The organism is Cyanobium sp. Cruz-8D1, from assembly GCF_024345975.1.
In the GTDB taxonomy this organism is placed as follows: Bacteria; Cyanobacteriota; Cyanobacteriia; order PCC-6307; family Cyanobiaceae; genus Cyanobium.
On record NZ_JAGQCD010000024.1, the window covers coordinates 1 to 13,823 of the forward strand.

Annotated in this window: 17 protein-coding genes, 1 tRNA gene and 3 pseudogenes; 11 read left to right on the forward strand and 10 right to left on the reverse strand. The window is 67.5% G+C overall.

Annotated elements, in window-relative coordinates; translation table 11 throughout:
* Together KBZ33_RS14035 and aroC are read left to right on the forward strand one after the other, a co-directional pair.
* Positions 1-146: pseudogene (locus KBZ33_RS14035) on the forward strand (photosystem II q(b) protein); the annotation flags it as partial.
* 262 nt (positions 147-408) lie between these two features.
* Positions 409-1,497, forward strand: coding sequence for a chorismate synthase (aroC, locus tag KBZ33_RS14040; protein WP_254953909.1), 1,089 nt, complete (start codon positions 409-411; stop codon positions 1,495-1,497).
* A gap of 63 nt (positions 1,498-1,560) precedes the next feature.
* On the opposite strand, the gene KBZ33_RS14045 is transcribed toward aroC, so the two are convergent.
* Together KBZ33_RS14045 and KBZ33_RS14050 are read right to left on the reverse strand one after the other, a co-directional pair.
* The gene (locus tag KBZ33_RS14045; RefSeq protein WP_254953910.1) at positions 1,561-1,980 is read right to left on the reverse strand and encodes a type II toxin-antitoxin system VapC family toxin; all 420 of its coding nucleotides are present in this window, start codon (positions 1,978-1,980) and stop codon (positions 1,561-1,563) included.
* A complete protein-coding gene (locus KBZ33_RS14050) occupies positions 1,977-2,246 on the reverse strand; it encodes a type II toxin-antitoxin system Phd/YefM family antitoxin (RefSeq protein ID WP_255011812.1) in 270 nt (89 codons plus the stop codon). Before KBZ33_RS14050 ends, KBZ33_RS14045 begins: the two co-directional genes overlap by 4 nt.
* 870 nt (positions 2,247-3,116) lie before the next feature.
* Here KBZ33_RS14050 and KBZ33_RS14055 point away from each other — a divergent pair.
* The 3 genes and pseudogenes from KBZ33_RS14055 to KBZ33_RS21860 all read left to right on the forward strand — a co-directional run.
* Positions 3,117-3,755 (forward strand): hypothetical protein, encoded by a 639-nt coding sequence (locus KBZ33_RS14055; protein ID WP_254953914.1) that lies wholly within the window; start codon positions 3,117-3,119, stop codon positions 3,753-3,755.
* 88 nt (positions 3,756-3,843) lie between these two features.
* Positions 3,844-4,629 carry a hypothetical protein gene (locus KBZ33_RS14060; protein WP_254953917.1) on the forward strand — a complete coding sequence of 262 codons (786 nt, stop codon included), beginning with the start codon at positions 3,844-3,846 and terminating at the stop codon, positions 4,627-4,629.
* 48 nt (positions 4,630-4,677) lie between these two features.
* A pseudogene (locus KBZ33_RS21860) lies at positions 4,678-4,789 on the forward strand (chorismate synthase); the annotation flags it as partial.
* Positions 4,790-5,115: 326 nt separating this feature from the next.
* On the opposite strand, the gene KBZ33_RS21865 reads toward KBZ33_RS21860, so the two are convergent.
* Together KBZ33_RS21865 and KBZ33_RS14065 are read right to left on the reverse strand one after the other, a co-directional pair.
* Positions 5,116-5,367: a type II toxin-antitoxin system RelE/ParE family toxin gene (locus tag KBZ33_RS21865; RefSeq protein WP_396108540.1), complete on the reverse strand. Its 252-nt coding sequence runs from the start codon at positions 5,365-5,367 to the stop codon at positions 5,116-5,118.
* On the reverse strand, positions 5,367-5,591 hold the full coding sequence (locus KBZ33_RS14065) for an addiction module protein (protein ID WP_254953919.1): 225 nt from the start codon (positions 5,589-5,591) through the stop codon (positions 5,367-5,369). Before KBZ33_RS14065 ends, KBZ33_RS21865 begins: the two co-directional genes overlap by 1 nt.
* A gap of 212 nt (positions 5,592-5,803) precedes the next feature.
* Here KBZ33_RS14065 and KBZ33_RS14070 point away from each other — a divergent pair.
* Positions 5,804-5,985: pseudogene (locus KBZ33_RS14070) on the forward strand (chorismate synthase); the annotation flags it as partial.
* An 8-nt stretch (positions 5,986-5,993) separates the two neighbouring features.
* Here the strand turns inward: KBZ33_RS14070 and KBZ33_RS14075 are convergent.
* The 4 genes from KBZ33_RS14075 to psbO all read right to left on the reverse strand — a co-directional run bounded on the left by KBZ33_RS14075 (position 5,994) and on the right by psbO (position 10,625).
* Positions 5,994-6,554, reverse strand: a complete 561-nt coding sequence (locus KBZ33_RS14075; protein WP_396108542.1) for a bifunctional 4-hydroxy-2-oxoglutarate aldolase/2-dehydro-3-deoxy-phosphogluconate aldolase — start codon at positions 6,552-6,554, stop codon at positions 5,994-5,996.
* A gap of 49 nt (positions 6,555-6,603) precedes the next feature.
* Positions 6,604-8,448, reverse strand: a complete 1,845-nt coding sequence (gene ftsH3, locus KBZ33_RS14080) for an ATP-dependent zinc metalloprotease FtsH3 (protein WP_254953928.1) — start codon at positions 8,446-8,448, stop codon at positions 6,604-6,606.
* A 66-nt stretch (positions 8,449-8,514) separates the two neighbouring features.
* Complete coding sequence (gene sat, locus KBZ33_RS14085; protein ID WP_254953930.1) at positions 8,515-9,684, reverse strand: sulfate adenylyltransferase; 1,170 nt, start codon at positions 9,682-9,684, stop codon at positions 8,515-8,517.
* 128 nt (positions 9,685-9,812) lie between these two features.
* Positions 9,813-10,625 (reverse strand): photosystem II manganese-stabilizing polypeptide, encoded by an 813-nt coding sequence (gene psbO, locus KBZ33_RS14090; RefSeq protein WP_254953932.1) that lies wholly within the window; start codon positions 10,623-10,625, stop codon positions 9,813-9,815.
* Positions 10,626-10,737: 112 nt separating this feature from the next.
* Here psbO and KBZ33_RS14095 point away from each other — a divergent pair, with 112 nt between their 5' ends.
* Positions 10,738-11,082, forward strand: a complete 345-nt coding sequence (locus tag KBZ33_RS14095; protein ID WP_254953934.1) for a hypothetical protein — start codon at positions 10,738-10,740, stop codon at positions 11,080-11,082.
* Here KBZ33_RS14095 and coaBC read toward each other — a convergent pair.
* Together coaBC and KBZ33_RS14105 are read right to left on the reverse strand one after the other, a co-directional pair.
* Positions 11,042-12,346, reverse strand: coding sequence for a bifunctional phosphopantothenoylcysteine decarboxylase/phosphopantothenate--cysteine ligase CoaBC (gene coaBC / locus KBZ33_RS14100; RefSeq protein WP_254953936.1), 1,305 nt, complete (start codon positions 12,344-12,346; stop codon positions 11,042-11,044). The two genes, KBZ33_RS14095 and coaBC, sit on opposite strands and share 41 nt — an antisense overlap.
* Positions 12,336-12,554 (reverse strand): DUF2555 domain-containing protein, encoded by a 219-nt coding sequence (locus KBZ33_RS14105; RefSeq protein WP_254953938.1) that lies wholly within the window; start codon positions 12,552-12,554, stop codon positions 12,336-12,338. Before KBZ33_RS14105 ends, coaBC begins: the two co-directional genes overlap by 11 nt.
* A gap of 46 nt (positions 12,555-12,600) precedes the next feature.
* On the opposite strand from KBZ33_RS14105, the gene KBZ33_RS14110 reads away from it, so the two are divergent.
* The 4 genes from KBZ33_RS14110 to KBZ33_RS14125 all read left to right on the forward strand — a co-directional run bounded on the left by KBZ33_RS14110 (position 12,601) and on the right by KBZ33_RS14125 (position 13,815).
* Positions 12,601-12,673: transfer RNA gene (locus tag KBZ33_RS14110), tRNA-Ala, on the forward strand.
* Between the two features lie 83 nt (positions 12,674-12,756).
* Positions 12,757-12,918: a PCP reductase family protein gene (locus tag KBZ33_RS14115; RefSeq protein WP_254953940.1), complete on the forward strand. Its 162-nt coding sequence runs from the start codon at positions 12,757-12,759 to the stop codon at positions 12,916-12,918.
* 44 nt (positions 12,919-12,962) lie between these two features.
* Positions 12,963-13,160, forward strand: coding sequence for a hypothetical protein (locus KBZ33_RS14120; RefSeq protein ID WP_015109473.1), 198 nt, complete (start codon positions 12,963-12,965; stop codon positions 13,158-13,160).
* A gap of 316 nt (positions 13,161-13,476) precedes the next feature.
* Positions 13,477-13,815 (forward strand): DUF565 domain-containing protein, encoded by a 339-nt coding sequence (locus KBZ33_RS14125; protein ID WP_255011813.1) that lies wholly within the window; start codon positions 13,477-13,479, stop codon positions 13,813-13,815.
* Positions 13,816-13,823: the final 8 nt, after the last annotated feature.

Here is a 13,823-nt window from a genome sequence, read left to right on the forward strand (position 1 = left end):
GGGTGATCAACACCTGGGCCGACGTGCTCAACCGTGCCGGGCTCGGCATGGAAGTGATGCACGAGCGCAATGCACACAACTTCCCGCTCGACCTGGCGGCTGCCAGCGCCACCCCTGTGGCCCTGACTGCCCCGGCCATCGGCTGATCCGGTTCACCCCGTTTCCCTGGAATCCCCCTGATCGTCTGATCCTGGTTCGTCCTTGATCGCTTTGAACCCCCTGCCTGCGCAGGGGGTTTTTTGTTGGCTTCAGGCGCCTGCTCTGATGTCTGGCAGGCTCCAGATGGAAACCCGCCGGGCCGATCCCGGCAGTTTCTGGGTGGGCCACACCATCCTGGAGGTCAGGGCCCGCCGGATCTGAGCACGTCAAAACAACCGCTTCGTAGTCTCGCGCCAGTCACAGGACGCCATGGGCAGCAGCTTCGGCCACCTCTTTCGCATCAGCACCTTCGGTGAATCCCACGGCGGTGGCGTGGGCGTGATCGTCGATGGCTGCCCGCCGCGGTTGTCGCTCGATCTGGAGGCCATCCAGGCGGAGCTCGACCGCCGCAAGCCTGGCCAGAGCCACATCACCACCCCCCGCAAGGAAGACGATCGGGTCGAGGTCCTCAGCGGCCTGCTCGATGGCGTCACCCTCGGCACGCCGATCGCGATGGTGGTGCGCAACAAGGACCAGCGCCCCCAGGACTACAGGGAGATGGAGGTGGCCTTTCGGCCCTCCCATGCCGATGCCACCTACCAGGCCAAGTACGGCATCCAGGCCCGCAGCGGCGGCGGGCGCGCCTCAGCCCGGGAAACCATCGGCCGGGTGGCCGCCGGCGCCATCGCCAAGCAGGTGCTGTCCCGTGCCGCCGGCACTGAAGTGATCGCCTGGGTGCGCCGGATCCACGACATCGAGGCCGTGGTGGATCCGGCCACGGTGACCCTGGAGGCGGTGGAGCGCACCATCGTGCGTTGTCCGGATCCGGCGGTCGCCGCGCGGATGATCGAGCGCATCGAGGCGATCGGGCGGGAGGGGGATTCCTGCGGCGGGGTGATCGAGTGCCTGGTGCGACGGCCGCCGGTGGCTCTGGGCATGCCGGTGTTCGACAAGCTGGAGGCGGATCTGGCCAAGGCACTGATGTCCCTGCCGGCCACCAAGGGCTTCGAGATCGGCTCCGGCTTCGGCGGCACTCTGCTGCGGGGCAGCGAGCACAACGATGCCTTCCTGCCCAGCGAGGACGGCCGCCTGCGCACCGCCACCAACAACTCGGGCGGCATCCAGGGGGGCATCAGCAACGGCGAGGAGATCCGGCTGCGGGTGGCCTTCAAGCCCACCGCCACGATCCGCAAGGAGCAGCAGACCATCGACGCCTCCGGCGCCGCCACCACCCTGGCGGCGAAGGGTCGCCACGATCCCTGCGTGCTGCCCCGCGCCGTGCCGATGGTGGAGGCGATGGTGGCCCTGGTGCTGGCCGATCACCTGCTGCGCCAGCAGGGCCAGTGCAGCCTCTGGTGAAGCCGCCCACGCGAGCGGGCTCCCGCTGGATGCACGAGCCCCGCTCAAAGGAGGTAGGCCTGCTCACCACAGGCTGTTCACATGGTCATAAGAGCGGATCTTGCTGTCGGCGCTGAGCAGGGGAATCCCCAGCGCGCGGGCCTGGGCCACCAGGAAGCGATCGGCGGGATCGGCGTGGAACGGCTGCGGCAGGCGCGTGGCCGCCACGGCCACGGCGGGATCCAGAGCCAGAAAGCGCACGGCCGGATGGGAGGCCAGCAGCGCCAACCAGCGCTCCACATCAAGGCTGAGGGCGAGCCGACCCCGGTTCACCAGCATCGCCACTTCCCAGCAGCTGATCGCCGACACCAGCAGCCCTGGGGAACCGCCCGGACGGACGGCGCTCTCGATCTCCTGATCGATGGCGGCCAGGGCAGTCGCTGACAGCCGCAGACGATCCCCATCCGCCCACCAGATCAGCGCATGGGAATCAAGCAGGATCACGCCAGGGCTTCCCAGTCGTTCTCGCCGACGGGCGCGAACGGATCGTCGAAGCGCAGGACCGAGCCGCGCAGCTGTTCCAGTGGGTCGGAGTCGGGCCGGGCCGGGCGATAGGGGCGCACCTCCAGGGTGGGGCGGCCGTGATCGGTCACCACGAGCGGTTCACCGCTGGCCTCCACCTGGCGGAACAACTCCAGGGCATGGGCCTTGAAGTGGGATTTCGAGACCTGCTGCGGCGTGGCGGATGGCGCAGGAGGAGGGGAATCCATGCCACTCAGAATGACCATGGTCTTAAGACTATGGCATCCGGAGCCTTCCAGGGGTGACGGACTGAATCGCCTGCTGGGAGGCCAGCACCGTCGCCCCTGAACAGGAGAACGGGGGATTTCTGGCTCAGCCGTGCGTCGGACGACACGCCTCTGCCGGCGGGCAGGGAGTACCACTCCGCCAGGCAATGGACGAGCAAGATCACAGCCATCTGTTGTCAGCCCACAAGGGAGCGGCCCGAAGTGAGGCCCAGGGCTTCTCGCAGGGGAGCGCAGCGCCTGAGCACAACCGGAAAGCCCAGGCGCTGGAATCAAACCTGGGGCTGACGCACGGCCGGCGCTACACCGCGGAATCGAGGCCAACAATCTGCCTGTTGGGTTTCGCTGCGGGCTGCTGGCGTCACTGGAGAGTCTGGTGAGGCAGCTGGGCACGGGGCACAGCCAGCCGTCGCTCGGATGTTGATCTGCTGGTAATGGGCCGGGCAACGCCAGGCCCGGGTGCTGGACAAGCTCTATGCCCCACCCGCACCCCGGATGCCCTGGGCGATGAACTGCCCGCCGATGTCTTCGGGCCAGAGGATGGGTGCGGCAGCCCTGCAGACAAGTCGAGGCGCTGCTCTCCTGGGCCTGTCTGCTACCGACGCGCGGCGTCAGCGGCGCCAACCAGGGCTCCGCGCGGCCAGGGCATCAGCAGCCGTTCACGAGCAACAGCCAGGCGCAACCCGGAATTTTCCTCAGAATCTTCGCCGAACTGATCCCTTTTCCGCATGGCGGAGCGCCCAGAGATGGGGACGGCCGGATCACTGGCACACCCCCCCCCCCCCACAAAAACGCGCCGGAGGTCAGCATTGCAGCGTCTTTACGGCTTAGATGATGGCGATCGGCGGCATGCTCAAGCGACTAAGGTTTCCCATCGCTCTCTTGACGGCTTCGGCATGCACTGTGATCAACGCGGGCGATGCCGATGCCCTCCTTGTTTTTGAATTCATCCAGCAAGGCAGCGATGTTGGATTGAATATTGCTGGCTCACTCTCCGGTCTTCCGTCTGGCACCAACGGCAGCACCAGCCTTGGCTCAGTTATTGGACCAGACCTTGCTCTGGTCTCAACCGGCAATATTGCCAGCGGCCTGCAACTTGCAGTCTCAGGACCGGCCAGCTTTGGCCCCGGGGGCAGCACCACGTTCTCATTCAGCAGCTACACGGGCGACAACGTTGTTTTGTTTGGAATTTTTAACCAACTAGTTCTCGACAGTAGCTACGTCCAGGGAAATGTAATCAACGGCTCAGGTTTGTTTTCAGGGCAAACCCTGGCCGGCCTCAATCTGAGTGCCACCCCAGGCCTGCTCGGCACCTGGACCGTGGGCAGCGACAGCATCGAAGTGCGGGTTGGTACCGCTCCTCCACCCAGTTCCGTCCCGGGCCCCCTTCCCCTGCTCGGTGCGGCGGCCGCCTTCTCCCACAGCCGTCGCCTGCGGGCCCGTGTGCGCGCCGGCTCCGCGTCACAGGCCTGAGCTCTCGGCTTTGTCTTCCCTCTTCTGGCCCCGCCACGGCGGGGCCTTTTTGTTGACCTGATCCGTTGTTCTCCCCGTGGTGCCCGTGATGCCGGTGCGCAGTTTCAGCCAGCTAGCCCTGGTGTTCGCCCTGCTGTTCGCCCTGCTCGTGCTCGGCAGCCTCTTCCCCTTCCAGCCCCTCGATGCCGCCTGGCAGATCCGCCTCGGTGCCGTGCTGGTGAATGTAGCCACGCTGCCGCTGCTGGCCCTAGCGCTGCTGCAGCTGGCCCGCCACCTCGAGCCCCGCGATCCGCGCATCAGGGCGCGGCAGGAGCGTTTCGCGCAGCTGGCCATCGCCGCCAGCCTCGGTTTTCTGCTGCTGGCGCCGCTGCAGATCAGTGCCGGCCTGCGGCTGCAGAGCCGCGGCGGCGCCGAGCAGCGCAGCCAGTTGCAGCGGGCTGAGCGGCAGCTGGCCGGCCTGCACCAGGCGGTGGCCCAGGCAGCCAGCAAGGCCGACCTCAAGAGCCGCTTCCAGGCCTTGAACGGCCCCGGCGTATCGCCGGCCGATCTGGAGCTGCCGCTGCCACAGCTCAAGGCCCAAGCCACCATGGCGCTGGATCAGGCCCAGGTGCAGTTCGCCCGCCAGCGGGCGGCGTTGCCGGCCACGGATCCGCTGCGGTTGTTGCCGGAGCAATTGCGCAACACCGGCGCCTGCCTGGCCCTGGCCTGTGGCTTCGCGATCTTCGCGCGCCGCCGTGGCTCGGAGCTCTCGTTGCTGGAGGAAGGCCAGCGCAGTCTGCTCCGGATGCGGATGCAGCGGCCGAGCCGTTCAGCCACGGTCAGCCACAAGGAGTACATCCGCCAGCTCAGCGGCGAGCAGAAACGCGGAGATTGAGCCGGCCTAGGAGCGACCCCCTGTCGCCGATCGGCAGAGCCTGTTGGCACAGCCAAAGGCCGCCACGATCCCGGCGTGCTGCCGCGGGCCGTACCGATGGTGGGCCCTGGTACTCGCCGACCACCTGCTGCGCCAGCAGGGTCAGTGCTGCCCCTGGTGAGGGGGCTGCACTGACCCAGAAGCGGTTGTACCCGGAGTGCCTGAAGCTCTTCGGCAGGCGGCTGAGCTGATCTGTGGCAACCTGCCGAACAGTCGCTGCGCAACCCCGATCGGGTGATAGCCCGAGTGATCGACATCGGCGACTTCAACAGTGGGCAGCTGCTGCGACAGCCTGTGGGCGATGGACTTCGGGCCGAGTGCTGCAAGCGGGCCGAGGCGGGGTGGTTCTCGCCGCGTTCCTGGACCATCTGACACCACAAACTCGCGCTCACCGCCTTCGGGACTAAATCCTCCCAGCACCAAAACCTGGCTGGCGCCGATCATGTTTCACAACAAGAAAGCGAATCTCAGTGTTGTCTTGCCTGTAAACAACGGTATAAGGGAAAATCGCCATTGTCCTTCCACGCACAGGCCTCGAGCTCGCGGCGCTCCGAGCTCTGGATAAGCGGCGATGAACTCTACGATACGTCGAAACTCATTGACAAATCGAGAGGCGATGAGCGGTGATCCCTGCTGCCGATAGAAGGATGCTGCTTCGCTGACATCATTCTCGGCGCTTGGATGAATCGTGACCCGCATCAGGGGAAAAGGCTCTCAAGACGGCTGATCACCAGTTCGGCAGGCTCAGATTCGAGCCGTCCTGATTGCACGTCATCCAAGCGCCGTATCGCCAGATCATCCCAGTCACGTTCGAGGGGCTCATCCTGATCCAAGCCAGCGATCAGTTGTTCGAGCAGTTGCAGCCGCTCTGCTGATGACAGGCCCATGATCTTGACCTGCAATGAATCCAGTGAACCGCTCATGTTGGGTACTCGTCCTTCGAATTCCATTATGGCGAGGATGGCCAGAAAGCCACGACGTCTGCTCCTGGATCACGGATCCACGGTGCAGCCACCATGGCTCGGCCAAGGTGGCACCTTCTCATCAAATCGGTGGTTTTCGCCGAAGGTGGCCCAGCCCAGTTGAATCCGGCCGTGCGGTCAGCGCCTGGAGCAGGCGGTGCTGGCTGGGACTGACGGCGACAATCCGCAAGGCCAGCAGACGATTGATTCCAGCGGCACCGCCACCATCCTCAAAGCCAAAGGCCGCCACGATCCCGGCGTGCTGCCGCGGGCCGTACCGATGGTGGAGGCGATGGTGGCCCTGGTGCTCGCCGATCACCTGCTGCGCCAGCAGGGGCAGTGCAGCCTCTGGTGATGGCCTGATCAGGGCCGCAGTGCCAGTTCCGCCAGGAGCTGCCGCACCGGTTCCGCCGCGAAGGAGGCCCCCAGGGCAACGGCGTCGACCCCGGCCTCCAGCCAGGGGCGGACATCGCTGGGCCGGAGGCCGCCGGCCGCGATACAGAAGGGCAGCGGCGCGCCGAGGGGATCCCGCAGGCGCTGCCAGTAGCCCATCCCCACCGCACTGGCGGGAAACAACTTGACGATGGCGCAGCCCAGGGCCCGAGCCCGGTTCACCTCCGTGGGTGTCATCACGCCGGGCACCAGGACGAAGCCGGCCGCCGCCGAGCTCTCCAGCAGGGCACTGTCGAGGATGGGGGAGACGCCATAGGCAAAACCGGCCTCCAGCACGGCCTCCAGGGCCGCTGCGCTGCAGATCGAGGAAGCCCCCAGACGCAGATCGGGGCAGGCGGCGATCAGCTGCCGGCACTGGGCGATCCAGTCGGCGCCGGGACCCCAGGCGATCTCGACGTGCCGCAGCCCCAGATCAAACAGCTGCTCCAGCTGGGGAACCAGCAGGGAGGGCTGCCGATGACGAAGCACCACCAGCAGGGGCTGGTGGTGCAGGGACGCGATCAGGGACGCGCAGGTGGAGCTAGACGTAGGCCGCCACCGTCACGTCGCGGGAGATGAGCAGCTCCTGGAGCTCCTCCGCATCGACTGTCTCCTTCTCCACCAGGATCTCGGCCAGCTCATCCAGCACGGCCCGGTTGGCGAGCAGCACATCGGTGGCACGGCGGTAGGCGTCCGCCACGAGCTGGGAGACCTCCTCATCGATGGCGGCGGCGGTGTCCTCGGAGAAGTCTCGCTCGGCCGCGATGTCGCGGCCGAGGAACATGCCCCCCTGGGCACGGCCCAGGGCCACCGGGCCAAGGCGATCGCTCATGCCGAAGCGCGTGACCATCTGGCGGGCGACGCGGGCCACCTGCTGCAGGTCGTTGGAGGCGCCGGTGGTGACTTCGTCTTCGCCGTAGACGATCTCCTCAGCCACGCGGCCACCGAGGGCCACGGCCATCTGGTTCTGCAGGTAGGAACGGGAGTACAGGCCCGACTCCATCCGCTCCTCACTGGGGGTGAAGAAGGTGAGGCCACCGGCCTGGCCGCGGGGAATGATGCTGATCTTCTGGACGGGGTCGTAATCGGGCATCAGGGCACCCACCAGGGCGTGGCCGGACTCGTGATAAGCGACCAGACGCTTGCGGCGCTCGCTCATCACCCGGTCCTTCTTCTCGGGACCGGCCATGACGCGCTCAATGGCGTCGTTGACCTCATCCATCGACACCTCGGTGAGCTGGCGCCGGGCCGCCAGGATGGCCGCTTCGTTGAGCAGGTTGGCCAGGTCGGCACCGGTGAAGCCTGGGGTGCGGCGGGCCACCTTGTCGAGGTCCACGTCCTTGGCGAGGGTCTTGCCGCGGGCATGGACGCCGAGGATCTGGAGCCGGCCGGCGTAGTCGGGGCGATCGACCACCACCTGGCGATCGAAACGGCCCGGCCGCATCAGGGCCGAATCGAGCACGTCGGGGCGGTTGGTGGCCGCGACGATGATGATGCCGGTGTTGCCCTCAAAGCCGTCCATCTCGGTGAGCAGCTGGTTGAGGGTCTGCTCGCGCTCGTCGTTACCGCCGCCGAGGCCGGCGCCACGCTGGCGGCCCACGGCGTCGATTTCGTCGATGAACACGATGCAGGGGGCGTTCTTCTTGGCCTGCTCGAACAGGTCGCGAACGCGGCTGGCGCCGACGCCCACGAACATCTCAACGAACTCCGAGCCGGAGATCGAGAAGAAGGGCACACCCGCCTCACCGGCCACCGCCTTGGCCAGCAGGGTCTTGCCGGTGCCGGGGGGGCCCACCAGCAGCACGCCCTTGGGGATCTTGGCCCCCACCGCCGTGAAGCGGTCAGGGTTCTTGAGGAAGTCGACCACCTCGGTGAGCTCGAGCTTGGCGCCTTCGATGCCGGCCACATCCCCGAAGGTGACCTGGGTCTGGGGTTCCATCTGCACCCGCGCCTTGCTCTTGCCGAAGTTCATCGCCGGATTGCCGCCACCGCCCTGGGCGCGCCGCAACAGGAAGAACAGGCCGCCAAGCAACAGCAGCGGGAAGATCAGGCTGCCGATCGCCTGCTGCCAGGCCGCCGGCTCCCGATTGGGCTGCACGGCGATGTCGACGTTGTGGTCGGTCAGCAGCTTGAGCAGGTCCTTGTCGGGGGCGAGGTTGACGACGGCGCGCTGGCCGTCGTTCTCCACCACCTGGGCGGTGCCGCGGTCGGGGGAGATCAGCACCCGGGAGATCTCGTTGGCCTGCACGGCCTCGACGAAATCGCTGTAGCGCAGGGTGCGGGGGGCCCGGGCCGGGTCAGGGCGCTCCAGGAAGGCGGTGCCCACCGCGATCATCACGATCACCAGGAGCACGTAGAGCCCCGCGTTGCGCCAGCGTTTCTTCACGTCCCTGTCTCCTGTGTGAGAATGAAAGTAACAGAATGTTAAACGGCGTCCGGTGGCGGACGGGGCTCAGGCTGCGGCCCTGAGCACCTCCACCACGCTACGGAAGGCGAACCATTCCGGGATCTCCTCACCGCCGCGCAACATCTGGCGGAACTGGGTGCCGCTCAGTTTGCGGATGTGCAGCCCCCGGGCCTGGGCATGTTCGGCGGTGACGTAACCCTCTTCCTCGGTGTAAACGAGGTTGAGCGACGGCACCGTCTCCATGCCCAGTTCGGTGGCCTGGTCGCGGGCGAAGTCCTGGGCCTCGTAGGGGCCGTAGAAATCCTCACCGCTCAGGGACGATTTGCAGCCCGCCATGTCGCGGCCGATGATGAAGTGGGTGCAGCCGTAGTTCTTGCGGATGATCATGTGCTGCAGGGCCTCCCGCGGGCCGGCCATGTGCATCGCATAGGGCAGGTAGGCCCAGCGGATGCGGGGGTTATCCACCTCGGCCGCCAGACGCTCATAGGTGGCGAAGCGCACCTCTCCGGCGATGTCGTCCTCCTGGGTGGGACCGCAGGTGGGGTGCACCAGCACCACCGCACCCTTGCTCACGTTGGGGGCCTCGAGGGCCCGGGTGAACAGTTCGTAGTGGGCCCGGTGGATGGGGTTGCGGCACTGGAAAGCCACCACGTCCTCGCCGGCTGGCAGGGTGGCGCGCACCTCGGCCGGGGTGCTGCAGGGGAACACCCGCTGGGGCAGGGCCAGACCCTGGAGACGTCCGCCAAGGTAGAAACGGCCCCGCTCGGTGGCGATCATGCGCACCGCCGGGTGCTCCAGGGAGGTGGTGCCGTAGCAGCCCTTGGCCTCGACCACCTTGTCGGGCTCCCAGCGGCTCTCCACGGTGAGCAGCGCCAGGTCCTGCCCCTGGTAGGTGAGCAGCAGCCGCTCGCCCACGGCGATGGTGCTGTCGTCGGTGTCGAAGACGATCGGCAGACCGAACAGCAGACCGCTGGTGGTGCGGTGGCCCGCCACCACCGCGTCGTAGTCCTCCTGGTGCATGAAGCCGCGCAGGGGCGAAAAGCCGCCCACGATCAGCAGCTCCACGTCGCAGGCGTTGCGGTGGCTGCACGCCACCACCCGGTCCACCGAGGCGCGCACACCCGCCTGATGGTCGGGCGGCAGCATCAGATCGACGAGGCTGCCGCCATGGGGGGCGATCAGGTCGGAATGAGGAGCGGTATTGGCGAGCGTCATGGCGACGGGGCGGGCGTCACAGGAGATTGGGACCATCCTCCCAGACCGGCGCTCGGCCATGAAAAAGGGGCCCGCGGGCCCCTTCGCTGAACGGCTGATGGCTGGGTGGGTCTGTCCCGCCCGCGTCTTCAGACCTGCTCGAGACGGCCGTAGAGCTCGCCGGTGATCTTGACGTCGACGACCGCCTTGGTGCCCATGTCGGTATCCGAGGGCTGGATGGCGGTGAACACCCCGGCGAATTCCCCGGTGCTGGGATCCACCTTGGTGATGGACAGGTTCATCGTGCCGGTGCCATCCACGTAGCGCTTGACGGTTTCGCCGCTGAACTCATCACCGGCCGGAACCAGGCCCACGGCACTGCTGTAGCCGGTGGTGAGACCACGACCCTTGGGATCGAGGAAGTTGCTGGTGCGGTAGCTGGGGGCCCGATAGGGACCTTCAAAGTCGGTGCTGGTGCTGAGGGCAGAACCGTCGGCCGTGGCCCGCAGCTCCTTGCTGGAGAAGGTGAAGGGCACCTCTTCTCCGCCGGGCAGCAGCACGGTGATCGGCTGGAAGTCGATGCCACCCAGCTCCTTGAAGCTGAGGCCATTCGCCGTCACAGCGAGGTCGCCATAGACCTGATCCAGGCTGGAGGTGAAGCGGGTCAGGATCTTGCCGGCAACGAACTGGGCCTCCTGGCGCTTGTTGGCGGGCTCCCCCTTCACGAACACCTCGGAGGGGTGCATGCAGATCTCCTTGAGCTGGTAGCGGGCCGAGGGATCCAGGGAGATCGTGCCGCGGGCGGAATCGGGCAGGGTCGGGCAGTCGTTGGCCAGACCGGTGTTGTGAATGTCTTCGTAGGTGAGATTGGCCCGATCAACGGCCTTGGCCCCGCCGCTGCATGCGGACACCAGGGTCAGGCACAGAGCCAGCACGAGGGCCAGCAGGGGACGGAAACGCATGGGGAGAAGCCGCAGAGACGGAACGGGAACTGGGCTGGCCGGGATCCTACCGGTGCAAAACACCCATTCCAGGCGGCTTGCCTGGGCTCTCAACAACCTGTATGAGAGGACGATGTCCCTGAGCCGCACCCACCCGATCGACGACTCCACCCCCTTGTCGCCGCCCTCTCCAGCACCGGCCGCCCCCGACCTCCAGCAGCCCCTCGACGCCCTGCTCCGGATCGCCGAACAGCGGGCCCAGGAGCCCGAAGCCCTGCTTGACCTGCTGCGTCGCATCGAACACCTGCACCGCAGCATCCAGGACGGCCCCTTCCGCAGCAGCCTGCCCAGCGATCGCAACGGCCTGTTCACCCTGCTCGCCGAGATGGAAAGCAGCGGTGGCTGGCCCTACATCCCGCGGCTGCAGCTGCGCACGTTCATGGATCTGCTGGCACCGGAACCCGAACCGGAGCCCTGAGCGCCATCACCTCGGCCAGCGCCGAGAGCAGCTCGTGGGCGAGGCCCAACTTGCCGGTGGGGACGACACGGCGCTCCCGTTCCCCAGGGCCAAGCAGCCAGCCCTCGTTGCTGGCCGCCGCGAAGCCCGCATCGGCGCGATCGATAGGGTTGGCGAACAGGAGGTCGCAGCCCTTGCGGGCGAACTTGGCCCGGGCCTCCTGGAGCACCTCGCCGCTCTGGGCCGCGAACCCCAGGATCGCCTGGGCCGGCGGACGGCGTTGCACCAGGCCCGCCAGCAGATCGGGCACCGCCTCCCAGTCACTGCGAAGCGCGTCCGCCATGGCCTGCTTGGGGAGCTTGGAGCTCTCCGGGGCGACGCGGCGATGGTCGGCGACGGCGGCGGCCATGGCGACGGCATCGGCACCGCCCTGCAGCCGCTCCAGTGCCGCCTCCATGGCCGCGGCGGTGGAGGCGGGATGGCAGCGCAGCCCCTCCAGCCATTCCGGGGCCACCGTGAGCGGGCCATGCACCAGGTCGACGCTGGCGCCGCGCAGGCGGGCCGCCTGGGCCAGCAGCACGCCCATGCGGCCGGTGCTGGGATTGGTGAGGCAGCGGGCCGGATCAAGGGGCTCCCGGGTGGGGCCGGCACTCACCAGCAGGCGGCGCCCCCGCCAGTCGCGGCGGCAACCGGCCAACAGCACGGATTCCAGGGCCAGCAGCAGCAGCTCCGGGGCGGCCATGCGCCCATCGCCCACCCGGTCGCAGGCCAGCAGGCCGCTGCCCGGCTCCAGGGGCAGCACCCGCTCCCAGCCCTGCAGCTCCCGCCAGTTGCGGCGCACCGCCGGGGCGGCCCACATGGCGCTGTTCATGGCCGGGGCGGCCAGTACGGGGGCCTCGCAGGCGATCAGGGTGCTGGCCAGCAGGGTGTCGGCCAGGCCATGCACCCAGCGGGCCAGGCTGGTGGCACTGAGGGGGGCCAGCAGCACCACCTCGGCCCACTCGGCCAGCTCGATGTGCAGGGGCCGGGCCGCCCGGTGGCTCCACTGGTCGGCCTCGACGTGGCAGGGGGCACGGCTGAGGCTGGCCAGGGCCACCGCGCTCACCAGCCGCTCGGCGCTGGGGCTGAGGACGCAGCGCACCTGGGCAAACCGCTGCACGAGGGCGCTGACCACCAGGGGCAACTTGACGGCCGCGATGCTGCCGCTGATCAGCACCAGCACCCGCCGCCCGGCCAGCGGATCACTGGGGCCCACGGCGGAGACGGCCGCGGCCTCACTCCTCATCGAAGGGTTCCTGATCCACCAGATGCACGTAGGGCTGGATCAGATCGGGTCGGTGGATGGCCAGGGCCCGCAGCAGGTGCCAGTCGGCGAGGCCCGCGAATGGTGTGGGGTAGTCGTCGTCGTCCAGACGCCGGGCGAGCTCGGCGATGGCCTCCTCGTCGAAGGCTGCAAGCCGCTCGGGGGTGATGGACAGGCTGGAGTCAACCAAGGTGGCGGCCGAGAAGGGGGACAGGATGGTGATAATGGCGATCGAAGGGGAATTAGCTCAGCTGGTAGAGCGCTGCGATCGCACCGCAGAGGTCAGGGGTTCGAGTCCCCTATTCTCCATCCACCAGTCTGGCCGGCGACAGCCAGCCGCCAGCCCAGTCGCCAAGGCCACCAGCCAGCACCAGACCCCCACTTCCGCACCGATGAACTGGAGCAGCGACGCGGAAACAAGCCTCAGGGAGATTCCCTTCGTGGTGCGGCCACTGATTCGGCGGCGGATCGAATCCCTGGCCCGCGAGGCCGGCCTGGACGGTGTGGATCTGGCCTTCTACGAGCAGGCCAAGCAGCGTTTCGGACGGAAGTGAGACGGCGATGGGGTAAAAGAGGGGGTTGATCAGGGGCCCGCTCCATGTCGCAGTCCAAGCGAGAACAGGTTGTCAGTCATCTGCGCTACATCCGACAGGAGCTGCGTGAGATGCACCAAGGGGTGATGGAAGATGGCCTGCTGCCCGAGGCCGGGGAGGTGCGGGGTGTGATGGCCCAGATGGAGGCCCTGCTTGAACTGCTGGAGGGCAAGGGCTCCCGCAAGAAGGACGGGGACGGCTGAACGCGACGCCCGAGACCGACGAGTCCTGCCGTCAAGCCCCCGCAGGGACGCTCCGGTCAGCGGCTGCCCCCCCTTGCCCCAGCCCGAAGCGCTTGGTTTGCTGGTGTCGTCCCCATCACCTGCCCGGGCCTTGGCCTCGGGCTTTTTTATTGGCATCCCCTATCGGTGGGGGGAAAATGCTGTCAAGACGCCAGAGATGGTGTAAATAAGAGAGCGCAGGGTTTGGGTCGGGTGATGGGGATCACCGCCAGTGGCTTTCCACCCTCGGGTGTTGAGCCCCCTGCTCCCCCTTCTCATCAGCGGCAGGTTTCCACCATTGCCTCCCCGCTTCCAGCAGACCCGCTTCCAGCAACGCATCACCCAGTCGGGTAATTTGCTGGAGGCCTGGGCGCAGAACCCCTGGCGGCGCCTTTCGCTGCTGCTGATCGTGCTGCTGAGCGGGTTCGTGGTCGGGGGCAGCGTCGGTTCGATCATTGGCGCCCTGTCCCTGTTTGATCCCCTCGGGGCCCTGGTCTGTGTGCTGGCCATCGAGCTGGCGGCCCGTGTGCGGGGCAGGCTGCTGGCCCAGCCCCTGAAACTGCGGCTGCAGGTGCTCGACATGGCGCGCATGGGGCTGCTCTACGGCCTGCTGCTGGATGGCTTCAAGCTGCTCTGAGGCGTGCC

Coding starts and splice junctions, on each gene's coding strand:
- aroC (WP_254953909.1), top strand. CDS start 409: ATGGGCAGCAGCTTCGGCCACCTCTTTCGCATCAGCACCTTCGGTGAA.
- KBZ33_RS14050 (WP_255011812.1), bottom strand. CDS start 2,246: ATGGATTCCCCTCCTCCTGCGCCATCCGCCACGCCGCAGCAGGTCTCG.
- KBZ33_RS14055 (WP_254953914.1), top strand. CDS start 3,117: ATGGCGATCGGCGGCATGCTCAAGCGACTAAGGTTTCCCATCGCTCTC.
- KBZ33_RS14060 (WP_254953917.1), top strand. CDS start 3,844: ATGCCGGTGCGCAGTTTCAGCCAGCTAGCCCTGGTGTTCGCCCTGCTG.
- KBZ33_RS21865 (WP_396108540.1), bottom strand. CDS start 5,367: ATGCGGGTCACGATTCATCCAAGCGCCGAGAATGATGTCAGCGAAGCA.
- KBZ33_RS14065 (WP_254953919.1), bottom strand. CDS start 5,591: ATGAGCGGTTCACTGGATTCATTGCAGGTCAAGATCATGGGCCTGTCA.
- sat (WP_254953930.1), bottom strand. CDS start 9,684: ATGACGCTCGCCAATACCGCTCCTCATTCCGACCTGATCGCCCCCCAT.
- psbO (WP_254953932.1), bottom strand. CDS start 10,625: ATGCGTTTCCGTCCCCTGCTGGCCCTCGTGCTGGCTCTGTGCCTGACC.
- KBZ33_RS14095 (WP_254953934.1), top strand. CDS start 10,738: ATGTCCCTGAGCCGCACCCACCCGATCGACGACTCCACCCCCTTGTCG.
- coaBC (WP_254953936.1), bottom strand. CDS start 12,346: ATGAGGAGTGAGGCCGCGGCCGTCTCCGCCGTGGGCCCCAGTGATCCG.
- KBZ33_RS14115 (WP_254953940.1), top strand. CDS start 12,757: ATGAACTGGAGCAGCGACGCGGAAACAAGCCTCAGGGAGATTCCCTTC.
- KBZ33_RS14120 (WP_015109473.1), top strand. CDS start 12,963: ATGTCGCAGTCCAAGCGAGAACAGGTTGTCAGTCATCTGCGCTACATC.